This is a genomic window from Catellatospora sp. KI3, from assembly GCF_029948125.1.
Lineage (GTDB): Bacteria > Actinomycetota > Actinomycetes > Mycobacteriales > Micromonosporaceae > Catellatospora.
Genome location: NZ_JASAMB010000004.1, coordinates 277,064 through 302,218 on the forward strand (window position 1 = coordinate 277,064; position 25,155 = coordinate 302,218).

A 25,155-nucleotide genomic window follows, 5' to 3' on the forward strand; every position below is an offset into this window, starting at 1 on the left:
ATACCGTCACCGCCTCAGCGGGGTCGCTGGCCGCGCGGCCAGCACCGGTGGCCGTCCCGGAGTTGAATAGTTTGAACGCACAACTTAGTGTCTGACCTATCCGCCATCGTCACTGCGCGGCGAGGCGGCCTCCGGGCGGCTGCCACCTCGCGCGGTCCCGTACCGAGGAAAGGCCATGACGCAACCTCTGCCGCGATCTGCCCGATGGAAGGTCGCCCTGTTCAGCAGCGCCGTGACGCTGCTCGCCGCCGTCGGCGTCACCCTGAGCACCAGCGCGTACGCCGCTGCCGGCTGCCGGGTCGACTACACCGTCCCCAATCAGTGGACCGGCGGGTTCACCGCCAACGTCGTCATCACGAACCTCGGCGACCCGGTCAACAACTGGAACCTGGTCTGGACGTACGCCAACGGCCAGAAGGTCACCAGCATGTGGAACGCGAGCTACACGCAGCCCGCGGCCACGGTCACCGCCACCAACATGTCGTACAACGCCGCGATCGGCACCAACGGCAACGTCCAGTTCGGCTTCAACGGCTCGTGGTCGGGCACCAACACCGCGCCGACCGCGTTCACCCTCAACGGCACGGCCTGCACCGGTGCGGTCGGCTCCCCGAGCGCGTCGCCGTCGGCGTCCCGCTCGGCCAGCCCGTCGCCGTCGGTCAGCCCGTCCACCAGCCCGCCGCCGACCGGCAACGCGATGGCGACGGTGGCCGCGATGCAGCCGGGCTGGAACCTGGGCAACTCGCTGGACGCCACCGGCGCCGACGAGACCTCGTGGGGCAACCCGCTCATCACCCAGGCGCTGATCAACAACATCAAGGCGCAGGGCTTCAAGAGCATCCGCATCCCGGTCACCTGGGGCCACCACCAGGGCGGGGCGCCGAGCTACACCATCGAGGCGGCGTACCTGGCGCGGGTGAAGCAGGTCGTCGACTGGGCGCTGGCCGCCGACCTGTACGTGATGGTGAACATCCACCACGACTCGTGGGAGTGGATCGCCAACATGCCCGGCGACCACGACAACGTGCTGAACCGGTACAAGGCGATCTGGACGCAGCTGGCGAGCGCCTTCAAGGCCTCGTCGCCGAAGCTGGTGCTGGAGAGCATCAACGAGCCGCAGTTCACCGGCAGCTCCGGCGACGCGCAGAACGCCAGCCTGCTCAGCGAGCTGAACACTTCGTTCCGCACCATCGTGCGGGCCTCCGGCGGCGGCAACGCCACCCGGCTGCTGGTGCTGCCCACCCTGCACACCTCCAGCGACCAGCCCCGCATCGACGAGCTGCTCAGCACGTTCACCAGTGTCAACGACCCGAACCTGGCCGCCACGGTGCACTACTACGGGTTCTGGCCGTTCAGCGTGAACATCGCCGGGTACACGAAGTTCGACGCGACCACGCAGCAGGACGTGACCGACAGCTTCGACCGCGTCTACAACTCGTTCGTGTCGCGCAACATCCCGGTGATCGTCGGCGAGTACGGCCTGCTCGGCTTCGACCGCAGCACCGGCACCATCGAGCAGGGCGAGAAGCTGAAGTTCTTCGAGTACTTCGGCTACTGGGCCAAGACCCGCAAGCTGACCACCATGCTGTGGGACAACGGCCAGCACCTCGGCCGCACCTCGCTCGTGTGGAGCGACCCGGAGCTGATCGCCCAGATCAAGTCGAGCTGGACCACCCGCTCCGGCACCGCCGACACCGACCAGGTGTTCACCGCCAAGACCGCGACGATCGGCGCCAAGTCGGTGACCCTGAACCTCAACGGAGCGACCGTGACGGCGGTCCGGCAGGGCAGCACCAACCTGGCCCAGGGCAGCGACTACACGGTCTCGGGCAGCACGCTGACGTTCACCGCCGCGGCGCTGACGCGCCTGCACGGCAGCCGGGCGTACGGGGTGAACTCCTCGGTGCAGGTGGTGTTCTCGCAGGGTGTGCCGTGGCGGATCAACTTCGTCACGTACGACCCGCCGACGGTGTCGGCCGCGACCGGCACGACCGGCTCGTTCGCCATCCCGACCCAGTTCCGCGGCGACACGCTGGCCACCATGGAGGCCAAGTACGCCGACGGCAGCAACGCCGGGCCGCAGAACTGGACGTCGTTCAAGGAGTTCGACTACACGTTCACGCCCAACTACACCGCCAACACGATCGTGCTGAAGCCGGAGCTGTTCAACGACTTCAACGACGGCGCGAAGGTGACGCTGACGCTGCACTTCTGGAGCGGCACCCGGGTGACGTACTACGTCACCAAGTCGGGCGGGAACGTGACCGGCTCCCTGAGCTGATCCACTCTCGGACGGCGGGTCGGGCTGGTCCCGGCCCGCCGTCGCCGTGCGCGCGAAACTCGGCACATCCGTGATCTTGACTGCCCACAATTCGACACCATTGAATGTAGAAACATTTCATCGGTACAGTCGAATCAGAAAGGCAGTTCCATGGCGCACACCCTCCGCCGCGGAGCCCTCGCGACCCTGCTGTCGGTCGCCGCAGCCGCCACCATCGGCCTCACCAGCGTCGACACCGCGCACGCCGCCACCGCCAGGACGCTGACCACCTACTCCTTCCAGGCCCAGCAGACCGGGTACTGGTGCGGCCCCGCCGCCACCCGGCTGGCCCTGACCCAGCGCGGCTACGCCCCGAGCCAGAGCTCGCTTGCCTCGAAGCTGCCGACCGACACCGCCGGCACCGACTCGATCACCCAGGTCATGCGCGTGCTCAACAGCTACGCCAACGTGAACGGCTGGTACGAGCACAAGGTGGTCAACAGCAACAGCGCCGCCGAGCAGAACCTGCTCAAGTACGACATCGTCTTCGACGTCGACCGCAACTACGCCCTGGTCCTCAACGTGCGCGGCGGCCGCACCGACACCGCGGGCGTCTACCACAACTACCCCGGCGGCCACTACCTGACCGTCGTCGGCTACACCAACTCCGGCGCGTACGCGGTCATCGAGGACGTCGCCCTGGGCAGCGGGCACCGGTACACGATGAGCCTGGCCAACCTGTCCTGGTGGGTATGGAGCACGACCGGCTACACGGCCTGAACAATTCGATAGACTTGCTTCTATCGATGTACTTCTTCCCCGTCCCGCCCATTCGAGGAGGCTCGATGCTCCGCCCCCGATCATCCCGCATCACCCGGTGGCTCGCCCTCGCGGCCGCCGCCGCGACCCTCGCCTCGGTCCCGCTCACCGGTTCCCCGGCGGCCGCCGCGGACGTGTCGATCGCCGCCACGACCGCACCCGCGCTGGTCATCGGCAGCGACTTCCCCGATCCCGACGTCGTCAAGTTCGACGGCGTCTACTACGCCTACTCCACCAACAACGGCAACGGCAACGTGCCCGTCGCCTCCGCCGGCTCGCTCACCGGGCCGTGGACCCGCCGCGGCAACGCGCTGCCCGCTCTCGGCGCCTGGGCCAGCGGCGGCCTCACCTGGGCACCCGACGTGTCGCGCCGCGCAGACGGCAGGTATCTCCTCTACTACACCGCCCGCAGCACCAGCGTGGGCCGCCAGTGCATCGGCGCGGCCCTGGCCACCTCCCCCGTCGGCCCGTTCACGCCGGTCGGCACCCAGCCGCTGGTCTGCAACGGCGGCGAGGGCGGCGACATCGACGCCTCCAGCTTCACCGACAGCACCGGCGTGCGCTACCTGCTCTACAAGGACGACGGCAACGCCATCGGCCAGCCCACCAGCCTGTGGCTGCAGCAGGTCGCCGCCGACGGGCTCACCCTGCAGGGCGCCCGCGTGGAACTGCTGCGCAGCGGCCGGGCCGAGGAGGCCGGCGTCATCGAGGCCCCGGTGCTGACCAAGGTCGGCACGCAGTACGTGCTGTTCTACTCCCTCGGCGGCTACGGCGGCGACGGCTACCAGACCAGCTACGCGACGTCGGCCGCGCTGACCGGGCCGTACACGAAGGCGTACCGGTCGCTGATCACCACCGACAGCGTCAACGGCACCGTACGCGGGCCGGGCGGCGCCGACATCGTCCGCGACGCCGCCGGGGACTCCATCGTGTTCCACGGCTGGATCAACAACTACTCCGCCCGGGGCATGTACGTCGCGGCGCTGGGCTGGGCCGGCGGCTTCCCGGTGGTCCGGGGCAGCCGGGTGCGCACCGAGACCGAGCGCGGCACGCTCAACCACTGCGTCGTACGCAACACCACCAGCGCCTCGCAGGGGCAGGTCGTGGCAGGCATCGACTACGCCGACAGCTGGGTCCAGCTGAGCGTCTTCGCACCCCGTGCCGGCGGCTACAACGTCTATGTCGCCTACTCGGCCGGTTACGGCGACGCCCAGCACACGCTCACCGTCAACGGCGGCTCGCCGGTGACCGTGAACTACCCCAACACCGGCTGGGAGACCTGGCGGCAGGCACCGGTCGGGGTCAACCTGGTGGCGGGCTGGAACACGGTTCGCCTGACGTTCCTGTCCCGCTGGGCCGAGCTGGACTACATCGAGGTGGCCTAGCCGGCACTGATCGGGCCGGGTGCCGTGGCAGCCGTTCGAGCGCGACGGCACGCGGCCCGATCATTGTTCAAGCTCCGCTGCCAGGTCGGCTGGACGCCGCCGGGTGAGAGCATGCAGAACCCTCGTGCCCTCCGGCCACCAGCGGTGAGTCGACTGCACCGATGTCTGCCTGGCCGTCCTCGGCGGTGGTGAACGTCTCCGAGTGGCGGCACGGCACAGCCGTGCCCGGCTTGATCAGCGGGAAGAACGCGCCTCCCCTGACCTCGATGCCGATCGCGGTCGCGAGCCCGGCCTTGACGACCGGCACATGGATACCCGATGCCGACGGCTCCGGCACGACGCCTGGTCCCGGATGCGCCCCGAGCCGCCGCACGAGATCGGGGCCTGGCATGCCGCCGGACGTCACATCCTCATGGCCGTGCGCCCCCAGGTCGCGAAAGGGCCTGCCGCGCAGCAGCAGCGGCACGATCGGCTTGCCGCCCAGCCGCGCGTGCTCGATCTCCCGGGCCACCCACCCATCCTGTCCGGACTCCGGCGTCATCACGACGACCACCGCGTCGCACGAGTCGATCTGCGCCTGGGTGTAGGTCGACCACCAGGTGTCCGACATCGGCTGCGTGTCGTAGACGGGCAGGAGCCCGGTGCCCGCGAGGTGCGCCGCGAGGCGGGAGGCGTAGGCGGCGTCGTGCTGGCGGCTGAAGCAGAGGAAGACGCGTCCGCTCATGCCCGGCATGGTAGTCGCTGCCAGCGCTCACACCTGTGAGGTTGTACGCACAACCCCACAGGTGTGAGACCGCGACCAGTACACCTCGGGTGCCGGTGTCCTCAGTGGTGGAACAGCCGCAGACCGGTCCGGGCCAGCGCGATCCCGTACTCGCGGCACGCGTCCGCCACCTCGCCGGAGCGGATCGATCCGCCCGGCTCGGCGATGTACTCCACACCGTGCCGGTGGGCGTGGTCGACGTTGTCACGGAACGGCAGGGCGCCGTCGGAGACGAACGCCACCCGCGTCAAGCCCGCCAGCCACTGCGTACGCTGCTCGGCGCTCAGCTCGGGGGCGGGCGTGGACAGCACCGCCGCCAGCCGCCCGCTCTCGTCCGGTGTGAGGTCGCCCTCGATGAAGCGGATCTGCCAGTTGATCTGCTCCTGGCGGCGGACGTGCGGCTGGAAGGCGAGCGTGCGGACCGCCGGGTGGCGCCGCAGCCACCAGGTGTCGGTCTTCGCCCCGGCCAGGCGGGTGCAGTCGACGCGGGACTGCTGGCCTGCGCCGATGCCGAGGGTGGCCCCGTCGCGCAGGTAGCACACGGAGTTCGACTGGGTGTACCGCAGCACGGCCAGGCCCAGCAGGAGATCGTCGGCGGCCGCCGGGGTCAGCGCGCCGCACACGACGTCGTCGAGCAGCGCGGGCGACAGCGGCGCGTCGTCGCGCTGCTGGGTCAGCCGCAGGCCGAAGACCTCGCGTCCCTCGTACCGCGGCGGCTGGTAGCTCTCGTCGCCCTCCATGACCAGGAACCGGCCGCCCTTCTTGCGGCTGAGCGTCGCGACGGTGCCGGGGGCGTAGCCCGGGGCGATGACGCCGTCGCAGACCACCCCGGTCAGCAGGTCGGCGAGCTCGGCGTCGACCGGCTCCGAGACGGCGGCGAAGTCGCCGTACGAGGACTTCGGATCGGCGTCGCGCGCCCGCAGGTAGGCGCTGGTCAGCGCCCCGACGCCGGCAGGGTTGACGCCGTACAGCCCGGCGACGACATCGTCGAGCGGCCCCGCGACCGCGGCTCCGGCGGGCGAGACGTGCTTGAAGGACGCGGCGGCCGGTCGGCGCAGGGCCCGGCTGGCCGCCAGCACCAGCTGCCAGCCGTTGAGCGCGTCGAGCATGTTGATGTAGGACGGGCTGCCGTGCAGCACCCGGACCGGCCAGCGGCCGGGCCGCACAGGGGCGGCGGTGGCCGCCTGCTGGCGCGGGTTGGTTCCGTAGCGTAGATCCACGTCGTGGCCTCCTGGGTCAGCGGACATCACTGACGCAGGCGCCCAGGCGGTCGACGCGCACGCGGAACAGCAGCCGCTCCCCGGTGGTCCTCCACCTTCGCCAGTCGCGGCCGGACCAGAGCATACCGGTGGTGACCACGCTCGGATTCCGGGCACCGTGCCGCGTCCCGTTCCTGGCTACGATCGCGGCATGCGTGTGCTGATCGTCGGGGGTACGAAGTTCGTCGGGCGCCACCTCACCGAGGCGGTGCTGGCCGCCGGGCACGAGGTGGCGCTGCTGCACCGGGGCCGCACCAACCCCGACCTGTTCCCGCAGGTGACCCACCTGCTCGCCGACCGCAATGAAGACCTGTCGGTGCTGGCCGGGCACGAGTTCGACGCCACCGTCGACGTCGTCGGCTTCCACCCGGATCAGATCACGTCGCTGGCCGAGGCGCTCGGCGGACGGGGCGGCCACTACACGTTCGTGTCGTCGGTGTCGGCGTACGCGCCGCCGTCCGGTCCGGGCTATCCCGAGGACTCCCCGCTGCTGGAGCACACCGGCCCGATCGAGGGCGTCGCCGTGACGGCCGAGACCTACGGCTCGATGAAGGTGCTGTGCGAGCGGCGCGCGCGGGAACTGTTCGGCCCCGACGTACTGATCGTCCGGCCGACGTACGTAGTGGGCCCGTGGGACCCGTACGGCCGCCTCGGCTACTGGGCGCAGCGCCTGGCTCGCGGCGGGCGGGTCCTCGCCCCCGGCGACCCGGCGCTGCCGACGCAGGTCATCGACGCCCGCGACCAGGCCGCCTGGATGGCCTCCATGCTGGGCCGGGGCGGGGTCTTCCACACCGTGACCGCGTCGGTGCCGCTGGCGGAGCTGCTGGAGGACCTGGCCCGCGAGTTCGCGCCCGCCGGCACGGAGCTGGTCTGGGTCGAGGACGCGTTCCTGCTGGAGCACGGCGTCGACAGCAACGCCCTGCCGCTGTGGGGCGACGGCATCGCCGCGGACTACTGGGCCGGTGCCGCCGACCCGGCCGCCGCGGCGGGCGCGGGCCTGGTCACCCGGCCGGTGGTCGAGTCGGCCCGCGACCTGCTGACCGTCGGACTGCCGGAGCGGCTGCTCACCGGGCAGCGCGAGGCCGAACTGCTGGCCGCCTGGACGGCCCGGTCCTGACGATGACCGTGGGCCCGGTGGATCAGGCCGGGCCCACGGAGTCAGGACGTCACGGTCGCGGGGTCACGGTGCCCACGGCGAGGCGGTCAGCCAGCTGGTGTCGGGCGCGAAGTTGGCCGTGGCGTCGGCGGCCAGGGAGCCGCCGTTGCTGCCGACCCAGACCTCGCTGTTGTAGTGGCGCAGGTAGCGGTTGGCGAAGTTGTACGACTGCCACGACAGCCCTGTGCCGCTGTTGCCGGGCTGGGCGCAGAACGTCGCGTCGGCCGCGTAGAGCGGGGTGGCGGCGTACGCGTCGAGCCGGATGCGGTAGTCGGAGTGGCGCAGGTAGTAGCCGGGGAAGTTGCGCGACTCGAACGAGTAGCACGAGTTGTCGGCCAGGCCGGTGACGATCCGGAACGTCGCGTCCTGCTTGTCGGTGGCACTGGACCCGCTGGTGATCTGCGCGGTGTAGCCGACGTACGCCTGGTGGCGCACGTACCGGTCGGTGTAGCCGGGCGTGGTCGCCTGCAGCGACTGGTACGACCCGGAGGTCACGTTCGCGTCGCTGCGCCACCAGGCCGAGCCCAGCCGCCAGGTGGTGTCCTGCGCCCAGTTCGCGGTGGCGTCGCTGGGCAGGGTGCCGCCGTTGCTCGCGATCCACACCTGGCTGTTGTAGTGGCGCAGGTAGCGGGTCGGGAAGTTGTACGACCGCAGCGAGATCCCCTGCCCGCTGTTGCCGTCGGCGGCGCAGAACGTCGCGTCGGCGGCGAACTGGGCGGTGCCGTCGTTGGCCGCCAGCCGCACCTGGTAGTTGTAGTGGCGCAGGTAGCTGCCGGGGTTGTCGCGGGACTCCAGCGAGTAGCAGCCGGTGCCGGCCAGCCCGGCCCGTACCAGGAAGGATCCGTTCTTCTTGTCCGCGGCGGCGCTGGCGGCGGTGAGGACCGAGGTGACCGCGACGCCGCCGGAGTGGCGCACGGACCGGTCGGTGTAGCCGGGAGTGGTGGCCCGCAGCGAGGCGCCCTTGCCGACTGCCAGCAGCGGGGTCGCCGCGCCGGTGGTCGTCAGCGTCAGCACGACCACCGAGTTCGCCGGGAAGGTCCGTACGAAGCTCGCCCCTACCGCCGCGCTGGTCGTGGTGGGCGCGATGGTGTTCGGGGCGGTGATGCTGTTGCGGGCGTTGGGGTCACCGGTCAGCGTGGTGACCGTGGCGGTGCCGCCGACGCTGCTCGCCCCGTTGATGGTCAGCTGGGTCTCGATCGCGGCGGCGGTCGAGTTCACCACCGTGACGTACAGCGTGCCCGAGGTGGTGCGGGTGGCGACGGCGCGCAGGTCGGCGGGCGCACCGGTGAGCCCCACCGGCACGACGTGGTCGCCGAGCAGCGTGCCGAACATCTTCTGCACGTGGTACGACGGCGACCCGTAGGAGGACACCGCGTTGAACCCGATCAGGTTCGACGACCACTGCCAGTTGTCGACCGAGGTCAGCGCCGGGGCGTACGCGGCGCCCATGACCAGGTCGGCGTTGCGCAGCATGCCGGTCATGAACGCGGCCTCGCCGATCGCGCCGGACAGCGTGCCGGTCGGGTTGGCGGAGCTGCCGTTGGTCACGCCGTACTCGCCGACGAGCACCTTCGGGCCGTTGCGGTCGGCGCTGTCGTAGCGGGTGGCCAGCCCGGCGATCCCGGCCGGGTCGCCGTTGTAGTAGTGGTCGTCGATGACGTCCATCGGCCGGGAGGTGACCGGCATGGAGGCGACGATCTGCAGCTGCGGGTAGGCGGCCTTGATCGCGTCGTAGAACATCGGGTACCGGTAGCTGTTGTAGCTGCCGCTGCCGTCGAACCAGTCCTCGTTGCCGATCTCGACGTAGCGCAGCGGGAACGGGGCGGGGTGGCCGTCGGCGGCGCGGCGGGCGCCCCAGGTGGTGCTGGTGCTGCCGGTGATGTACTCGATCTCGTCCAGCGCCTCCTGCACGAACGGCGCGAGCTGGTTCTGCGGGGTGACGCTGCCGTTGAGGGTGTATCCGGCGAAGACGCCCAGCAGCGGCTCGGCCCCGGCCTGCTCGGCCATGAGCAGGTAGTTGAGCAGGCCGAAGTGGTCGGTGGACCAGTAGCCCCAGGCGTCGTTCTGGTGCCCGGCGCGCTGCTCGACCGGGCCGATGGTGTTCTTCCACGCGAACCGGTTGGCCAGCACGGCGCCTTCGAGGTAGTTGCCGCCGGGCACCCGGATGAAGCCGGGGTTGGTGTCGGCCAGCTTCTGCTGCAGGTCGGCGCGGATGTTGCCGGAGGCGGCGAAGGTCGGGGCGTTGCACTGCACCACGGTCAGCCACAGGGTGCGGCCCGCGCCGGTACCGTTGGCGGAGATCACGAACCGGTTGGCGGTGGAGGTGGGCGCGGACGCGGGAGTGGTCAGCGTGGCGGTGTAGCGGGCCCAGCCGGTGCCCACCGTACCGACCTGCGCGCTGGCGTAGACGGTGCCGCCGGTGCTCTCCAGGCTCACCGTGACCGGCCCGAACGCCTGGTCGGCGCGGGCGAAGAAGGACACCTGGTACATCGCCGACGGGCGCACCCCGACCCCGTAGAACCCGGCGTTGGCGGCGCCGACGCGCTGCCCGGCGCCGTCGGCGCCGATGGTCAGGCGCAGCGAGTTCGGGTTGGCCGCGTTGAGGCCGCCGCCGGTGTCCAGGGCGACCGATCCGCTGCCGCCGCCGGAGGTGAGCAGCGACCAGGAGGAGATGCCGTTCTCCTTCAGGTTGGCGTTGCGCACCACGTTGGCGTTGAGTCCGCCTTCGACGGAGTGGTTGATGTCCTCGACGATGTGTCCGAACTGGGTGCTGTTGACCGCGGCGGTGGTGTGTCCGGCGTCGACGGTCAGGAAGGCGGTGGGCGCGGCCGCCGCCGGTGTCGCGGGGCCCGCGGTCAGCCCGGCGGCGAGGGCGAGGACGAGCAGGATGGGCCGTGCTCGGTGCTGCATGTGGCTCCTCCAGGGACGGTGAGGTGCATCGCATGCCGCTGCGGTGAGGCTCCGGAACTGTGCCGGAGCGCCGGCCTGGGACGACCATTGTTAGCGAGAACATTCGCTGACGTCACTTTGTAACCCACGTGAAATCGAGTGTCAACGACTTCCGAAATGTTTAGTGTTCGCGCTCACATTCGGTCCGCTGTGGACGTTGCGGAAGGTGACGGCTACCCGTCATCGGCCTGGGACGCCCCCTCGCGACCTCCCGGGCCTCAGCCGCGGGCCGCCTCGAACAGGGTGCTGACCTCCGGCGCACCGAGCACCCGGTCGAAGTAGGCGAAGTCGCTGAGCCCGCCGGAGAGGTAGCCCACATCGCCGGTGGTCTCAGCCCAGTGCGACCACTTGCCGCCGCCCGCATAGGCGTACGAGGGCACCAGGTACTGCGCAGGGCCCTTGAGCCGCCGGGAACCCGCCTGGGCACCGTCCAGGTACAGCACCTCGTCGCGGCCGTCGGCGGACTTGGTCAGCACGACGTGGTGCCAGCGCCTGTCGTCGACCCGGGCCCGCGTGGTCATGCTCTTCGCGGGCCCGCTCCGGACACCGCTGTCGTAGTAGCCGGCGTGCAGCAGCCCGTCCGTGCCCACGTACAGGCTCGGCTCCAGACCGAACTCCAGGTACTCCAGCAGCGGCTTCTTGGCCGTGCCGTACAGCACGCCGGGCCCGGCGGCCCGGAACCACAGCGTCACCGACAGCGGCCTGGACCGGACCGGCGAGTCGCGGCGCGGCAGCTCCACGAACGCGGGACCGCCGCCCGGGCCGCCCTCGGCCCCGCCGAAGGAAGCGGCCGGGGTCTTCGGACCGAACGGGCCCTCGACGGCGGCCAGGCGGACGCCGTGATAGACGGCCGACGGGCCGGAGGCCGAGTTCGCCGCGGCGGTCCCGGCCCGCTCGCGCAGCGGGAAGTAGTCCACCGGCCGCGCCGCCAGGACCGCCGCGGTATACCGGTCTGCCCGCGAGACCGCCGCCGCCGAAGGGCTGCCGGCCGCGCTACTGCCGGGCGTGCTCGTCGTGACCGGGCCGGGCCCGTCGGCCTGGCGCTCGCCCGCGACCTTCACCAGGATCACCGTGATCACCACGGCCACGGCCACCCCGGCCACCACCGCCGACCGCAGCACCCACCGGGATGCGGACCGGGCGGCGACCCGCGTCCCCAGCGATGGCCGCGCCCCGGGCGGGGACGACGCGGCCGTGACGTGCGCAGACGGCGGCAGCGGCGTGACCGGCGCTGCCGCGGTCGGCTGCGGCGCGGCGGCGAGGACCATGGTGACCGGACGCGGGATCGGCGGCGGCGCGGCCGGCTGCGGTGCCGCCGCGCCGCCGGAGGCGGCCAGCAGCAGCTCCCGGGCCCGGTCGGCGGGCATCCGCTGGTTCGGGTCCTTAACGAGCAGGCCCTCGATCACCTCGGCGAGCCCGTCGGTGCCCGCGTTGACCGCAGGCTCATGCGGCCGCGACGCGCTGGCGAACAGACCGACCATGGGGTCGCTGTGCGAGAACGGGGACACGCCCTCGACCAGGAAGTACAGCACCGCACCCAAGCCGAAGTAGTCGCCCGGCGCGCCCATCCGGCCGGTGAGGATCCGCTCGGGTGCCACGTACCCGGGCGAGCCGAACGCCAGTCCGGTATGGCTGCGCATCGCGTCGGTCACCACCCGCGCGATGGAGAAGTCGGTGACGAACACCTGGCCCTGCTCGGTCATCAGGACGTTGGAGGGCTTGACGTCGCGGTGCAGCACCTGCCGTGCGTGCGCGTGCGCCAGCGCGTCGAGAATGGACAGACCGATCCGGGCGGCGGCGGCCGGCGGCATCGGGCCGTGCTGCTCGACGTGCTGCTGCAGCGACAGCCCCGGCACGTACTGCATCACGATCAGCGAGACGGCGGGGTCGACGATGACGTCGTGGACGGTCACGATGGCGGGGTGTGACAGCCGCGCCGCGGCCTTGGCCTCGGCCGCCGCCCGCGCGGCCACGTCGTCGGCGCCGTTCCCGTCCGCCGCGGCGAACAGCTCCTTGACCGCGACCGTACGACCCAGCAGCTGATCGGTGGCGCGCCAGACCCGGCCCATGCCGCCGACGCCGAGGACGGACTCCAGCAGGTACCGCCCGGCGGCCAGTTCACCCTCGTGTAGCACCCGAACTCCCGGAAGACGTCGCGGCGGGCAGGCCGCGCCGCACAGACTGTACCGCCAGCCGGCCCTCGCGATTGGATCCCGCCTACCGGCAGTGCTCCAGCACCTCGGCCAGGCAGCGGTCCGCGCCGGCGGCGGTGTCGACGGTCAGGCGCGGTCCGGTCCACGGGTCGTGCCGCAGCCCGGTCACGTCGTCCCAGGTCGGCACCTGCGGCTGGTCGGGCTCCGGCGGACGCTGCTCGATCCGGCGCCGGTGCTCGACCGGGTCCGAGCAGACGACCTCCACCAGCCGCAGCGGCACGTCATGGCGCACGGCCAGGTCGCGCCACCCCTGCCTGGCCTCCTCGACCGGGTTCACCGCGTCGACGACCACCGTGCCGCCCAGGGACAGCTGCCCGGCGGCGGCCGCGTGCGCGACCGCGTACGCGGCCAGGCCGACCGGGCCGTCGTGCGGCAGCCCCACCCGCCACATCGCCGCCTCCAGCGCGTCGATGCGCAGCCACACCGCACCGAGCTGCCGCGCCACCGGGCGGCTGAGGCTGGTCTTGCCCACCCCGGGCAGGCCACCGAAGACGATCAGCAAGCGCGCTCCCCGGCTCGGTCGGCACATCGGACCGACGCCACTGTGCCAGGCGGGGCCGCGCGGGCGCACCCCGGCGTCCCACGAGGTGGGCCGGGCCGGGTTAGGGTGGCGGGCATGAGCGAGCCCGTACAGCTGTCCGCCGTGCTCCTGGTCGACCGCGCCGGGGCGCTGCTGCTGCAGCTGCGCGACGAGCACGCGCCGAACTACCCCGACATCTGGGGGCTGCCCGGCGGGCACGTAGAGCCCGGGGAGACGCCCGAGCAGGCGGCGCCGCGGGAGCTGTGGGAGGAGACGTCGCTGCGGGCCGACGGGCCGCTGACCCTGTTCGAGACCCAGCACCTGCCCGAGCACAACCGGATCAAGCACTACTTCTACGGAGCCACCTCGGCGGTGCAGGACGACGTGGTCGTCGGCGAGGGCGCGGCGATCGTGTTCGTACCGGCCGCGCAGGTGCTCGACGGGCGCCCGTTCACCCCCGGCACCCGGCAGACGCTGGCCCGGTTCCTGGCCTCCGACGTGTACGCGGCCCTGGCCGCGCGCGCCTGATGGCCGCCCGCACGCTCTACCTGGTCCGCCACGGCGAGGCCGGTGCCGACGGCTACCTCACCGACGACGGTCGGCGCCAGGCGGAGCTGACCGGGCGGCGGCTGGCCGCGTCGCCGATCGCCGCCGTGCACCACGGGCCGCTGCCGCGCGCCGCGCACACCGCCCAGCTCATCACCGCGCAGCTGCCGGGCGTGCCGGTGACGGCGAGCGAACTGGCCGACGACTACGTGCCGTACGTGCCCGAGCCGGCGCTGATGCCGTCGGGCCTGACAGGCTTCCTGGACGGCTACACCGAGCAGGAGCGCGCCGACGGCGCCCGTCGCGCCGCCGCGCTGGTCGACCGGTTCGCCACCCCGCCCGAGCAGGACGTCCACGAGCTGGTGATCACGCACGCGTTCGCGGTGGCGTGGCTGGTGCGGCACGCGCTGGACGCGCCCGAGCACCGGTGGCTGGGCCTGAACCAGGCCAACTGCGGCGTGACCGTGATCCGGTACAGCGAGCAGCGGCCGCCCGCGCTGCTGGTCTTCAACGACCTGTCGCACCTGCCCGAGCAGCTGCGCTGGACCGGCTTCCCGCCGCGGCTGCGACCCTGACGCGGTCAAAGCGGTTGCGCCCGGCGTACCCGGTGCCATAAGAAACGATCATGCCCGAACTCCTCGACGCCGCCGCGGCGCTCGCCCAGCGGTGCCGGACCGAAGCCGCGCTCGCGCACACCAGCAGCCTGCTCGTCGCCCACCGGGGCGTCGAGCTCGCGGCGTACGACCTGCACGCCGACGGCCTCGACACGCCTGTGCCGACCATCGCCAGCGTCACCAAGTCGCTGCTGTCCACGGTGACCGGCTGGGCCTGGCACGACGGGCTGGTCCGGCTCGACGACACCCTCGGCGCGCTGCTCGGCGACCGGGTGCCGCCGGCCCGCCGCGGTGCGACCGTGCACCAGCTGCTGTCGATGACCTCGGGCGCGGCCGGCGGGATGCTCGAGATCGACGAGATCATGGAACTGCCGCGCGGCTGGGTGGACGAGCTGCTGCGCTTCCCGCAGACCGATCCACCCGGCACGGTGTTCCGCTACGACAACGGCGCCCCGCACCTGCTCGCCGCCGCGCTGCACCAGGTCACCGGGGACCTGCCCGGGTACGCCGGACGGGTGCTGGCGCGGATCGGCTGCGCCGGCGCGGACTGGCCGGTCGACCCGGAGGGTGTGCCGTACGGGTTCGGCGACGCCCGGCTGTCGCCCCGGGCCCTGCTGCGCTTCGGCGAGGCGTGGCGCACGGGTGCGGCGGTGCCGCCGGCGTACCGCGAGCTGGCCTGGACCGCCCACTCCCCCGGCGGCCCGCCGCTGGACCGCGGGTACGGCTACCTGTGGTGGGTCGCCGCCGACCGCCCCGAGACCGTCCATGTCGCCGCGGGCTGGGCCGGGCAGTGCGTGCTCGTGGCGCCCGCCCTGGAGCTGACCGTGGTCGCCACGGGCAGCCCCGACCGCTGGCGGGAGGGGTTCTCCCGCTCGGTGTTGGAGGAGCTGGAGCCGCTGGTCGTGGCCGCTCGGCGCGGCGCAAGTTGAGTGGCGCTGCCGGACGGGCGGATCAGCGGTCGCGGACCAGCCGTACGAGCATCTCGGTGTCCTGGTTGTTGCCCACGAACTCGGAGAACTCACCGCCGGCGAAGGTCCAGCCGCCCTCGGCGATGATGGTGCGGAGCTTGCCCAGGGGCAGCTGGACGGCTGCGGCGGGCATGTTCCAGTCGCGGACGACGGTCTGCGCGACCCGCTCGGCGAGGGCGTCGAAGGTGTCGAACTCGTCCGGTGCCGCGTCGTCGACCTCGAACCAGTCCCCCTCGGCCGCCACCCGCAGCAGGGTCGCCTCCGCCGCCTGCGGCCCGTCGATGTCCTCCTCGATCCAGTCGTGTTCGAAGTACGAGAAGCGGAGAAGGATGCTCTGCGCGGCCATCCGCGAATCGTACGAACCACCCGGTCGGCCCGGCCACCGCCGGCGGTTTGCTAAGTTGGTCGACTTGTGGAGCCAGCAGCGATGACGGGCCGTCCCGCGCCGGAGCCCGCCCCGGTCGGCTACGGGCTCACCGTCACCCGGCCGAGCGCCGCCGGGCCGGCGCTCGCCGAGGACGACCTGGCGATGGCGTACGACCTGGTCTTCGGCGACTCCGTCGGCAAGAGCTACGCCACCGAGGCGTACGACATCGCCGAGCTGGTCCACCAGCGCCACCCCGGCGCGGCCAGCCTGCTCGACGTCGCCTGCGGCAGCGGACTGCACCTGTCGCACCTGCGCGGCGTGTTCGACCACGTCGAGGGCCTGGAGATCGCCGCCGGGATGCGCCGCCGGGCCACCGACCGGCTGCCCGGGGTGGCGGTGCACGCGGGCGACATGCGCGACTTCCGGCTCGACCGGACCTTCAGCGCCGTCACCTGCCTGTTCTCCGCGATCGGGTACGCCCAGTCGGTCGCCGAGCTGCGGCAGGCCCTCGACTGCATGGCGGCCCACCTGGAACCGGGCGGCGTGCTGGTGCTGGAGCCGTGGTACACCCCCGACCAGTGGACCCCCGACACCGTGCACACGGCGGTCGCCCGCGACGGCGACCGGCAGCTCACCGGCGTCTGCCACTCGCGCCAGGACGGGCACACCTCGATCATGGCCATGCACTACCTGCTCGGCGAGCCGGGCACCGGTGTCCGCTACTGGACCGAGGAGCACGCCATGACCCTGTTCACCGACGAGCAGTACCGCGATGCGGTGCGGGAAGCCGGGTTCGGCCGCATCGAGTGGCTGCCCGGCTGGTACGACGTACGCCCGCGCATCGTGGCCGTCAAGGCCTGACCGGCTGGATCTCCACGACGATCTTGCCGCGGACGCCGCCGTCCTCCAGCGCCCGGTGCGCGGCCGCGATCTGCGACAGCGGGAAGATCCGGTCCACCACCGGCCGCACCGCACCCCGCGCGACCAGGGCGGCGAGCCGGTCCAGGTCGGCGCGGCGCGGATTGCCGCTGAAGAAGCGCACCCGCCGCGGCCCATGCACCGCCGACGCGGCCAGGTACCCCAGCGAGGACGCGGCCCGGTCGAGGTCGAACGAGACGGCGACCATGCGCCCGCCCGGCGCCAGCAGCCTGCGCCATGCGCGCAGGTCCGTGCCCACGGTGTCCACCACGACGTCGAACCGGCCGAGGTCCGGCGGGGCCGCCGTACGGTAGTCGACGCACTCGTGCGCGCCGAGTTCGCGTACCAGGTCAAGGGTCGACGCCCCGGCCAGCGCGGTGACGTGGGCGCCTTCGGCTCGGGCGAGCTGTACCACGATGCTGCCGACACCGCCCGCCCCGCCCCGGACCAGCAGCCGTTCGCCGGGCCGCAGGCGCGCCTCGTCCCGCAGCGCGGTGACCGCGGTCGTGCCGACCCCGGCCAGGGCCGCGGCCTGCGCATAGGTCAACTCCGGCGGCAGCGGGGCCAGCCGGTTCGCGTCGATCGCCGCGTACTCGGCGGCCGTGTTCATGGCGCGGCTCACGCCCCACACGGGCTGGCCAACGGTCAGGCCGGTGACGTCCGCGCCGAGGGCGGCCACCTCGCCCGCGAGGTCGATGCCGAGCCGCTTCGGGAAGCCGCGTCCGCCGACCAGGCCCGTCACCGCCTTGACCCGGCCCGCCCGGCCGTAGAGTTCGCCGCCGTTGACGCTGGTCGCGTGCACCCGCACCAGCACCTGGCCGGGTCCGGCCGCGGGCCTGGGCAGGCTGCCCTCGTAGAGCACCTCCGGCGGGCCGTACCTGTCGTAGAGCGCGGCGCGCATCTGTGCCACTGAACCCGTCCCTCCGGTCGCGGCGACCCGAACGGCTCGGGTGCCCGCGGGACGAGGCTAGCGCCAGAAACGGACAAGGCAATCCGCTTCGGCTAAAGTGAGGAGGATGAGCGCGCGGACTTCTCGGTTGCCCCAGAAGACGCCGGGCAGGACCCGGTCGGACGCGGTGCGCAACCGGGCGCTGGTGCTGGCCGCGGCCGGTGCGGCGTTCGCCGCGGCCGGGTTCGACGTACCGATGGCGGCGATCGCGCGGCGCGCCGGGGTCGGCATGGCCACGCTCTACCGGCACTTCCCCACCCGCGAGGTGCTGGTCACCGAGGTCTTCGCGGACCGGTTCCGGGCCTGTGCCGCCGTCGCGGAGGAGGCGTTCGCCGACGACGACCCGTGGCGCGGCTTCTGCACCCTGGTGACGAAGGTGTGCGCCATCCAGGCCGAAGACCGGGGCTTCACCGCCGCGTTCCTGACCGCCTTCCCGACCGCCGTCGACTACGAGCGGGAACGGGCCCGCGCCGAGGACGGTTTCGTACGGCTGGCCGAGCGTGCCGTCGCCGCCGGATCGCTGCGCGCCGACTTCGCCCTGGCCGACCTCATCATGCTGCTGGTCGCCAACGACGCGGTCATCGCCGCCGCGCCCGCCGGGCAGGCGTCGGCCGCATCGCGGCGGCTGGTGGCGTACCTGCTCCAGTCCTTCGCCGCCGGCCACGACCGGCCGCTGCCGCCGGCGCCCCGGCTGGAACTGCACCACGTGCCCGGCCATGGACCGGCCCGGACCTCCGCATCAGGCGGCTCGGCCACCGCCTGACCCGTCAGGCAGGCGGCTCGGCGGTGCCAGGGGTGCCGAAGTCTGCGCTGTGTTCGACGCGCCCGTCGGCGGCGACCACCTCCAGGTGGCTGGGCGCGTTGGCGCGGGCGGCGCGAGCGGCCAGGCGGACCGCGTCGGGCCTGCGTTCGTACACTCCGACCAGCTCGTCGTCGTCGAGCACGTCCCACACGTCGTGATTGGCCACCACGTCGATCCGTCGCATGTTCGATCTCCTCGGCTCAGCCGCGGCGCTCGGCCGTCAGTGGGTGAGCCGCACCCGGACCTGGTGGGCGGCTTCGTCGGTCAGCGCTTCGCCACCCGGCTCGGCTGCCGTCCGGGCGATGACCGCCGGCTCGCCGTCGCGCTGGACCAGCTGGTCCACATAGTCCTGGACCTGCTGCGGGGTCACATCCAGCTCCTGTGCCAGAGCGGTGATCGTGTCCATGATGCCTCCTGTGGTCTCACGCGTCCTATTGCCCGCCGCGCGCCCTGATAACCAGGTGCGCGCTCACTCGTCCGACCGGGTCGGGCTGCCGGCGGCGTCGATGTCCGGCTCCTGCGCCTCGCCGGTCGGCGGGTCGACGAACATGCCGGGCGTCTGCCCGAGCTGCTGGCGACGGCGCAGTTCGTCGGCCGACGGCTGGCGCTCGGAACCATCGGCGCCGGACGGCCCGTGCGGACGGTTGCCGCGTTCGTCTGTCATCTCGTTCCCCCTTCGCGGACTGCCTCCTGCCACGTCGATACCCAGCAGCCGCCCGCCCACGCATCGCGCGGCGTACCCGACCCGGCGGTCGGCCCAGCGGGGTGGCGGTATCGCCGAAGGTGGATGATGTGGGCCAGCGCACGCGAAACGGGCACGCGGCGAGGACAGCGGCAGCGCTAGCGTCCCAGCATGCCCACCTGGTTGACCTCCCGCCTGCCCACCGACGAGGCCACTCGGGCCCTGATCCTGAGCACGCTCGCCGGGTCCACGTCACGCGGCCTGTTCATCACCGTGAGCGTCATCTTCTTCACCCGGTCGGTGGGGCTGTCGGCGGCCGAGGTGGGGCTGGGCCTCACCGTCGCCGCGGTGGCCAGCCTGTTCGCCGGGGTGCCCGCCGGGCACCTGGCCGACCGGATCGGCCCGCGCGGGGTCATGGTCACCTTCGGCGTCACCCGCGCCGCGCTGATGCTCGGCTACCTCGCGGTGGACAGCTTCGCCGGGTTCGTCGTCGTCGCCGCCGGGGTGCAGCTGCTGGAGACCGGGTTCGGTGCCGCCAACGGCGCGCTGATCGCCGGTTCGATCCCGGGTGAGCAGCGCGTACGCACCCGTGCGCTGCTGCGCTCGGTGACCAACGTCGGCTGGGCGATCGGCGCGGCGATCGCGGGCGTGGGGCTCAAGTTCGACACCCGCGCCGCGTACACGGCCATCATCGTGGTGTGCGTGGCGATCTCGCTGCTGGCCAGCACCCTGGTGCTGCGCGTGCCGCCGGTGGCCGCGCGGCCGAAGACGGCATCGGGTCCGACGCTGATCGTGCTCCGCGACCGGCCGTACCTCGCGCTGGCGGCGCTCAACGGGGTGCTGTGCATCCACTACGGCATGCTCAACGTGGCCGTGCCCCTCTGGGTGGTCGAGCGCACGGACGCGCCCACCTGGGTCGTCGCCGGGATGACCATGCTCAACGCGGTCGTCGTCGCCCTGTTCCAGGTCCGGGCCAGCCGCGGTACGGGCTCGGTCGACGGCGCCGCGGCCGCGCAGCGCGTGTCCGGGCTGCTGCTGCTCGGCGCGTGCGTGCTCTACAGCCTCGCCGCCGGGGTGCCCGGCTGGGCGGCCGCGCTGATCCTGTTCGCGGCGGCCCTGGTGCACGTGCTCGCCGAGCTGCGCCAGGCCGCGGGGTCGTGGGGCATCTCGTTCGGCCTCGCCCCCGAGCACGCCCAGGGGCAGTACCAGGGCCTCTTCGGCACCGGGTTCTCCGTGGCCGGGGTGGTCGCCCCCGCGCTGCTGGCCACGGTGGTGGTGGGCTGGGGCTGGCCGGGCTGGGTCCTGTTCGGTGTCGTGTACGCCCTCGCGGGCGCGGCGGTGCCGGTCGCGGTGCGCTGGGCCCGGCGTGCCCGCGCCCAGGCGGCGCAGCTCGAACCGGTGCCGGCGTGAACGCCGGGTCGGCGCAGGCGGTCGCCTCCGCCGACCCGGTGACCGGGGCAGCCGGTCAGGCCTGGGAGTCGCCGTCGTGCGGCTGGAAGGACGCCACGTAGCGCTGCGGGTCCTTGTCGCGGAACGTAAGGCCCCTGCCCGACGGGTGCTCGCCGTAGAAGGCCAGCCACTGCGCGCCGAGCTCGGCGCGCAGTTCGTCACTGGCGTGGCGGCGGAAGTCCGGCAGGCCCTCGTCCTCCTCTTCGCCGAGGTGCTCGGTGTTCTCCCGGCGGGCCTGCCACACGGCGGCCCACCACGGATCCGTGCCGACATCGTGCCTGCGCGACTCCGCGATCGCGTCCCGGATCTTGTTGTGGTCGCGGATCGCGTCCAGGCTCTCGTCCTCGGCGTCGTCGCCGCCGCGCCGCAGCAGGTGGGGGTAGAGGATGCGCTCCTCGGCCTCGGCGTGGATCTCCAGGTGGAGCGCGAGCGGCTCCCACACGGCACGCATCTGCTCAGGATCCTTGGCGTCGTCGAGGCGGGCGAAGCCGCGCCGGAAGGAGGCGTGGTCGTCGAGGATCAGTGCGGTGATGTCGTCCATACCATCCTTCTACCGCAGAACCTCCCTGGTAAACCGCAGCCACACGGCCCGTCGCGCGCCGGGCCGCCGCCCTCGTCCGGGTGATTCCGTCGTACGTCGGCGGCGCCCATTGCTACCATCACGAGCAGGTATTCCCAGAATTTTCCATTCTCGCCTTTTGGGGTGACTCGATGGAGTTCGAAGCGCGTGCCCTGCGGGTGCAGCTGCCATGCCAGTCGGTCACGGTGTTCGACGCGGACGGCGAAGACGCCCGGCTGGACGTCCATCGCTACTGGCAGGCGGTCGCGGCGGGGTTGGTCGGCGGGGTCGACCTGGGCGGGATGTGCGACGACTGCAGTGCCAACCCGTCCGAGCCGCTGTGCACCAACGCGAGCGAGGACATGGATCCGTTCGCGTTCATCGACTACCGGGTGCTGCCTGTCCTGCGGCGGCAGCTGGAGGCGCGGCTCAACGAGATCGCGCAGGCCGAGCAGGCCGTGGCAAGGGCCGTCGGCAACGGATAGCCGCTGGTGGAGAAGCGATTCCGCGCCAATCCGCGCTACGAGCTCCACGCCGGCGAGCAGTCGGCGGAGCCGTCCGAGGAGCCGGTGTACGGCTACCTGCGACCCGTAGCCCCCTCGTCGTCGGCCGGCCGGGCGGTGTCGGCCGACGCGGCGCTGCTGTTCCTGACCCTGCGACAGGCAGGCCCGGTGCCGGGGTACTTCCGCTCCCGGCTGGGCGGCCGGACCGACACCCTGCTGCTCCGCCTCGTGCTCGACGGCGTACTGGAAGTGGAGCACGCGGGTGGGTTCCTGTCGGGCGACCCCGCCAGACAGGTGCTGCTGGGCGACTCCGGCTACCACGGCGACGGGCCGCTCGCCCGCCTGTCGATCGAGGCGGTGCGGTACGGGGAAGCACTGGGCGAGCTGCCCTTCCCGGAGCTGACCCGCCGGTTGTACGGCTTCGGTCGGCGCCCCGCGACCGCGGCGCGCAAGCGGGCCGCGCCCGACCCGGGCCGCGACCGCGCCGCCCGCAGCCGGTACTGGACGCCGGCGTCCGAAGACGAGCACTGGGTCATGTGGCGTCCGCTCCGGCCGCAGGACACCGCCGAGCAGGCCAGATTCAAGCTCTACATCAGCCCCGACCCGAGCCGGACCGCCGAGGCGTTCGAAGCGGCGGCTGACGTCCTGGGCCATTACGCCGGTGCCCGAGGGCTCAAACTCGGACGGGGCCCGGCCGGGCTGACCCGTCCCGACAAGCTCGTCGCCTACTTCTCCCGGCTCGACGATCTCCACGAGGCGGGTCACGCCCTGCACCGGCGGCTGGCCGGCTGCCCCGTGCACGGCGTCCCCTTCAGCGCCGAGCTGTCGCCCGACGGCCTGCTGTCCTGGGGTGCCGACCGGCCCCGCTCCGCGCCCGGCCAGCCCGCGAGCTGGCGCCTGTGGATCGCGGCCCGGCTCGCCGCCCATCTCGGTACGGCTCGCACCAGCGGCGTTCGCGGCGCGCTGTGGCAATTCGCGCTCGACCGGCTGCGCCTCGACGGGGTGGACACGCGGTCCTGGGCGCCCACCGACGAATTCTGGCTCTCCATGGCGGCCCCGACATGATCGAAGGTCGGTTCACCCTGCCCGACGACGTACGGCTCGAAGCCGTCGAGTCGATGCCGGCCCAGGTCCTGGCCGGGTTCGCCTACGCGACCGGCGACTTCGTGCTGACCCGGCCGCGATCGCGGATGCCGACCCACGTCGTCAACGAGCCGACGATGCGGCTGCTGCGGCTCTTCCGCGAACCGATGACCATCACCGACGCCGTCATCGCGTTCTGCGACACGGCGCGGGCCGATCCGGCGACCGTGCTGGACCGCGCGTTCCCGGTGCTGCGCACCCTGATCGGGGCCAAGCTGCTGCTGCCGGCGGAGTCGCAGCTGGCGTCGCCGATCGAGTTCCTCCTGGCCCCGGGCGAACGGGCCGGCGACCTGGTCATCGAGGAGCCCGTCGCCATAGTCGCCGACACCGAGGTGTACCGCGCCCGGACCGCCGACCGGGCCTGGGCGGCGATCAAGATGGCGCGCCCAGGGGCGGAGGAGTTCCTGCGGCCGGCGCTGGACCATGAGGCGTCGGTGCTCGCACTGCTCGGCGGCGGTCACAGCCCGCGGATGCTGGCCCGAGGCGATCACGGCGGTCGGCCGTTCCTGGCGATGGAGTGGTGCCAGGGCGTGGACGCGCTCGCCGCCGCCGAGCTGATCCGCGGTCGCTCGCCGGTCGACTGGCAGGAGATGACGCGGCTTGTCATCGCGGTCGCCGACGCGTACACCGCACTTCACGGACAGGGCGTCCTGCACGGCGACGTCCACCCGCGCAATCTCCTGATCGGCAGATCCGGCCAGGCCACATTGATCGACTTCGGCCAGGCCCGCTGCCTGCGGGCCGGACCGGTACGCCAACGGCCCGGCCGGGGCGTGGTCGACCTGTACATGGAGCCGGAACTGGCCCGGACCCGCCTCGCCGGGGACGGCGCGCCGCCGCCCACCGAGGCAGGCGAGCAGTACTCCGTCGCCGCACTGGTCTACTTCCTGATCTCAGGCTCGCACACGCACGACTTCGTCCTCGAAGAGCGGCAGATGCTACGACAGGTCGCCGACGACGCACCGAGGCCCCTCGCCGAGCGGGGCCTACGAGGATTCGACCGCACGGACCGGGTGCTGCGGCGGGCCCTGGCGAAGGAGCCCGAAGCCCGCTACCCGGACGTCGCGCAGTTCAGGACCGCGCTGCGGCAGGCGCTCAGGCGGGACCGCAGACCGCGGACCTCCCCGGTACGACCACAGCCGGGCGCGCCCCTGCTGGAGGCGTTCCTCGAACGGTCGGCTGTCGGCGGCTCGCTGATGTCGGAGGGTCTCGAAGCGCCACTGGCCTCACTCAACCTCGGATCCGCAGGACTGGCGTTCGCGCTCCTGCGGATCGCGCAGCGCCGCGACGCCGCGTCGCTACTGGCCGCCGCCGACGTCTGGAGCCAGCGGGCGCTGCGCGCGTTCGAGTCCGCCGGTCCGGCCGCGTTCACCGCCCCGGACCTGGAGATGACGCCCGAGCTCGTCGGTGAGGTCTCGCTGTTCCACTTCCGGCCCGGTGCGCTCTGCGTGGCGGCACTGGTCGCCGACGCGCAGTCCGATGAGGTCAGATGCACGCAGGCGGTCGAGTCGTTCATCGCCTCCGCCGCTGCCCGCGATCCGCGCGCCGAGGTCGTGTTCGGCCAGGCCGGGCTGCTTCTCGGCTGCGGTCTGCTACTGGACGCGATCGGTGCGCGACCCGGGCTGGCGGCGCTGGGCGGCGACCTGCACAGCGGGCTGCTCGACCAGGTCGGGGACATAGGCGAGTCGACCAGCCTCGGGGTGGCCCACGGCTACGCGGGCGTCCTGTACGCACTGCTGCAGTGGACGAAGACGGCCGGCGCGGAGGTGCCCGGTGCGCTCCGACGACGCCTCGGACAGCTGGCGGACCTGGCCCGGCCCACGGGCAGAGGGCTGGGCTGGCCGGTGTCCGCGCGAGCCGGCCGCGCCCTCGACGGCCTGCGCGGCACCTGGTGCAACGGGGCCGCGGGCCAGCTGCACCTCTGGCTGCTGGCCCACGAGCTGCTGGAGGACAGCCGCTACCTGGACCTCGCGACGCAGGCCGCCTGGACGTGCCACGAGGCGCAGAGCACCGGAGGCGATCTGTGCTGCGGCTCGGCCGGCAGGGCGTATGCGCTGCTGCGCCTCTTCCGCCATACCGGTAGCCAGGTCTGGCTCACGCGCGCTCGGCAGTCGGCCGACCATGCCGCGACGGCGATCCGCCGCCGCCGGCTGCGAAGCAGCAGCCTGTACCGGGGCGAAGCAGGTGTCTGCCTGCTGACCGCCGAACTGGACGACCCGCACCAGGCCCGCATGCCGATGTTCGAGCTCACTTGAGCGAGTCCCGGCGGAATTGCGCACCTGCGCGCCGGCGGTCAGCTGTGGCACGCAAGCAGGCAGCGCGATCGCGGCG

At 72.5% G+C, this 25,155-nt stretch carries 24 protein-coding genes and 1 riboswitch; of the genes, 13 read left to right on the plus strand and 11 right to left on the minus strand.

Annotated elements, in window-relative coordinates; genetic code table 11:
• The first annotated feature begins 175 nt into the window (after positions 1 to 175).
• From QEZ54_RS09725 to QEZ54_RS09735, 3 genes are all read left to right on the plus strand, one after another.
• Positions 176 to 2,281, plus strand: a complete 2,106-nt coding sequence (locus QEZ54_RS09725; RefSeq protein ID WP_281304188.1) for a cellulase family glycosylhydrolase — start codon at positions 176 to 178, stop codon at positions 2,279 to 2,281.
• Positions 2,282 to 2,431: 150 nt separating this feature from the next.
• Positions 2,432 to 3,040 carry a C39 family peptidase gene (locus QEZ54_RS09730; protein WP_281304189.1) on the plus strand — a complete coding sequence of 203 codons (609 nt, stop codon included), beginning with the start codon at positions 2,432 to 2,434 and terminating at the stop codon, positions 3,038 to 3,040.
• A gap of 65 nt (positions 3,041 to 3,105) precedes the next feature.
• A complete protein-coding gene (locus tag QEZ54_RS09735) occupies positions 3,106 to 4,464 on the plus strand; it encodes a family 43 glycosylhydrolase (RefSeq protein ID WP_281304190.1) in 1,359 nt (452 codons plus the stop codon).
• A 67-nt stretch (positions 4,465 to 4,531) separates the two neighbouring features.
• Here QEZ54_RS09735 and QEZ54_RS09740 read toward each other — a convergent pair whose 3' ends face one another.
• Positions 4,532 to 5,188, minus strand: coding sequence for a TIR domain-containing protein (locus QEZ54_RS09740; RefSeq protein WP_281304191.1), 657 nt, complete (start codon positions 5,186 to 5,188; stop codon positions 4,532 to 4,534).
• A gap of 101 nt (positions 5,189 to 5,289) precedes the next feature.
• Positions 5,290 to 6,447 carry a phosphoribosylaminoimidazolecarboxamide formyltransferase gene (locus QEZ54_RS09745; RefSeq protein WP_281304192.1) on the minus strand — a complete coding sequence of 386 codons (1,158 nt, stop codon included), beginning with the start codon at positions 6,445 to 6,447 and terminating at the stop codon, positions 5,290 to 5,292.
• A gap of 33 nt (positions 6,448 to 6,480) precedes the next feature.
• A riboswitch (ZMP/ZTP riboswitch) is annotated at positions 6,481 to 6,565 on the minus strand.
• A gap of 72 nt (positions 6,566 to 6,637) precedes the next feature.
• Here QEZ54_RS09745 and QEZ54_RS09750 point away from each other — a divergent pair.
• A complete protein-coding gene (locus QEZ54_RS09750; RefSeq protein WP_281304193.1) occupies positions 6,638 to 7,603 on the plus strand; it encodes an NAD-dependent epimerase/dehydratase family protein in 966 nt (321 codons plus the stop codon).
• A gap of 63 nt (positions 7,604 to 7,666) precedes the next feature.
• On the opposite strand, the gene QEZ54_RS09755 is transcribed toward QEZ54_RS09750, so the two are convergent.
• The 3 genes from QEZ54_RS09755 to QEZ54_RS09765 all read right to left on the minus strand — a co-directional run bounded on the left by QEZ54_RS09755 (position 7,667) and on the right by QEZ54_RS09765 (position 13,306).
• Positions 7,667 to 10,552 (minus strand): AbfB domain-containing protein, encoded by a 2,886-nt coding sequence (locus tag QEZ54_RS09755; protein ID WP_281304194.1) that lies wholly within the window; start codon positions 10,550 to 10,552, stop codon positions 7,667 to 7,669.
• Positions 10,553 to 10,809: 257 nt separating this feature from the next.
• Positions 10,810 to 12,726 (minus strand): protein kinase, encoded by a 1,917-nt coding sequence (locus QEZ54_RS09760; RefSeq protein ID WP_281304195.1) that lies wholly within the window; start codon positions 12,724 to 12,726, stop codon positions 10,810 to 10,812.
• A gap of 82 nt (positions 12,727 to 12,808) precedes the next feature.
• Positions 12,809 to 13,306 (minus strand): ATP-binding protein, encoded by a 498-nt coding sequence (locus tag QEZ54_RS09765; protein ID WP_281304196.1) that lies wholly within the window; start codon positions 13,304 to 13,306, stop codon positions 12,809 to 12,811.
• Positions 13,307 to 13,420: 114 nt separating this feature from the next.
• Between QEZ54_RS09765 and QEZ54_RS09770 the strand changes: the two genes are divergently transcribed.
• The 3 genes from QEZ54_RS09770 to QEZ54_RS09780 are packed head-to-tail and all read left to right on the plus strand — an operon-like array spanning position 13,421 to position 15,413.
• A complete protein-coding gene (locus QEZ54_RS09770; protein WP_281304197.1) occupies positions 13,421 to 13,852 on the plus strand; it encodes an NUDIX domain-containing protein in 432 nt (143 codons plus the stop codon).
• Positions 13,852 to 14,445 (plus strand): histidine phosphatase family protein, encoded by a 594-nt coding sequence (locus QEZ54_RS09775; protein ID WP_281304198.1) that lies wholly within the window; start codon positions 13,852 to 13,854, stop codon positions 14,443 to 14,445. Before QEZ54_RS09770 ends, QEZ54_RS09775 begins: the two co-directional genes overlap by 1 nt.
• A 50-nt stretch (positions 14,446 to 14,495) precedes the next feature.
• Positions 14,496 to 15,413: a serine hydrolase domain-containing protein gene (locus QEZ54_RS09780; RefSeq protein ID WP_281304199.1), complete on the plus strand. Its 918-nt coding sequence runs from the start codon at positions 14,496 to 14,498 to the stop codon at positions 15,411 to 15,413.
• Positions 15,414 to 15,435: 22 nt separating this feature from the next.
• Here the strand turns inward: QEZ54_RS09780 and QEZ54_RS09785 are convergent, their stop codons facing one another.
• A complete protein-coding gene (locus QEZ54_RS09785) occupies positions 15,436 to 15,798 on the minus strand; it encodes a hypothetical protein (protein WP_281304200.1) in 363 nt (120 codons plus the stop codon).
• A gap of 81 nt (positions 15,799 to 15,879) precedes the next feature.
• Between QEZ54_RS09785 and QEZ54_RS09790 the strand changes: the two genes are divergently transcribed.
• Positions 15,880 to 16,680, plus strand: coding sequence for a class I SAM-dependent methyltransferase (locus QEZ54_RS09790; protein WP_281304201.1), 801 nt, complete (start codon positions 15,880 to 15,882; stop codon positions 16,678 to 16,680).
• Here the strand turns inward: QEZ54_RS09790 and QEZ54_RS09795 are convergent.
• Complete coding sequence (locus QEZ54_RS09795) at positions 16,670 to 17,638, minus strand: NAD(P)-dependent alcohol dehydrogenase (protein ID WP_281304300.1); 969 nt, start codon at positions 17,636 to 17,638, stop codon at positions 16,670 to 16,672. The genes QEZ54_RS09790 and QEZ54_RS09795 overlap by 11 nt on opposite strands.
• Before the next feature lie 115 nt (positions 17,639 to 17,753).
• Between QEZ54_RS09795 and QEZ54_RS09800 the strand changes: the two genes are divergently transcribed.
• On the plus strand, positions 17,754 to 18,449 hold the full coding sequence (locus tag QEZ54_RS09800; RefSeq protein ID WP_281304202.1) for a TetR/AcrR family transcriptional regulator: 696 nt from the start codon (positions 17,754 to 17,756) through the stop codon (positions 18,447 to 18,449).
• A gap of 4 nt (positions 18,450 to 18,453) precedes the next feature.
• On the opposite strand, the gene QEZ54_RS09805 is transcribed toward QEZ54_RS09800, so the two are convergent.
• The 3 genes from QEZ54_RS09805 to QEZ54_RS09815 form a co-directional block, all read right to left on the minus strand.
• Positions 18,454 to 18,672 carry a hypothetical protein gene (locus QEZ54_RS09805; protein ID WP_281304203.1) on the minus strand — a complete coding sequence of 73 codons (219 nt, stop codon included), beginning with the start codon at positions 18,670 to 18,672 and terminating at the stop codon, positions 18,454 to 18,456.
• A gap of 36 nt (positions 18,673 to 18,708) precedes the next feature.
• The gene (locus QEZ54_RS09810; RefSeq protein ID WP_281304204.1) at positions 18,709 to 18,894 is read right to left on the minus strand and encodes a hypothetical protein; all 186 of its coding nucleotides are present in this window, start codon (positions 18,892 to 18,894) and stop codon (positions 18,709 to 18,711) included.
• A gap of 63 nt (positions 18,895 to 18,957) precedes the next feature.
• Positions 18,958 to 19,152, minus strand: a complete 195-nt coding sequence (locus tag QEZ54_RS09815) for a hypothetical protein (protein ID WP_281304205.1) — start codon at positions 19,150 to 19,152, stop codon at positions 18,958 to 18,960.
• A 189-nt stretch (positions 19,153 to 19,341) separates the two neighbouring features.
• Between QEZ54_RS09815 and QEZ54_RS09820 the strand changes: the two genes are divergently transcribed.
• Complete coding sequence (locus QEZ54_RS09820) at positions 19,342 to 20,580, plus strand: MFS transporter (RefSeq protein WP_281304206.1); 1,239 nt, start codon at positions 19,342 to 19,344, stop codon at positions 20,578 to 20,580.
• Positions 20,581 to 20,635: 55 nt separating this feature from the next.
• Here QEZ54_RS09820 and QEZ54_RS09825 read toward each other — a convergent pair whose 3' ends face one another.
• A complete protein-coding gene (locus QEZ54_RS09825; RefSeq protein WP_281304207.1) occupies positions 20,636 to 21,160 on the minus strand; it encodes a hemerythrin domain-containing protein in 525 nt (174 codons plus the stop codon).
• Between the two features lie 170 nt (positions 21,161 to 21,330).
• Here QEZ54_RS09825 and QEZ54_RS09830 point away from each other — a divergent pair, with 170 nt between their 5' ends.
• Genes QEZ54_RS09830 through QEZ54_RS09840 form a run of 3 tightly spaced genes read left to right on the plus strand, consistent with a single transcriptional unit; the run spans position 21,331 to position 25,079 of the window.
• Positions 21,331 to 21,663, plus strand: a complete 333-nt coding sequence (locus QEZ54_RS09830) for a hypothetical protein (RefSeq protein ID WP_281304208.1) — start codon at positions 21,331 to 21,333, stop codon at positions 21,661 to 21,663.
• 6 nt (positions 21,664 to 21,669) lie between these two features.
• Positions 21,670 to 22,746, plus strand: coding sequence for a hypothetical protein (locus QEZ54_RS09835; protein WP_281304209.1), 1,077 nt, complete (start codon positions 21,670 to 21,672; stop codon positions 22,744 to 22,746).
• Positions 22,743 to 25,079: a lanthionine synthetase LanC family protein gene (locus QEZ54_RS09840; protein ID WP_281304210.1), complete on the plus strand. Its 2,337-nt coding sequence runs from the start codon at positions 22,743 to 22,745 to the stop codon at positions 25,077 to 25,079. Before QEZ54_RS09835 ends, QEZ54_RS09840 begins: the two co-directional genes overlap by 4 nt.
• The last annotated feature ends 76 nt before the right edge of the window (positions 25,080 to 25,155 follow it).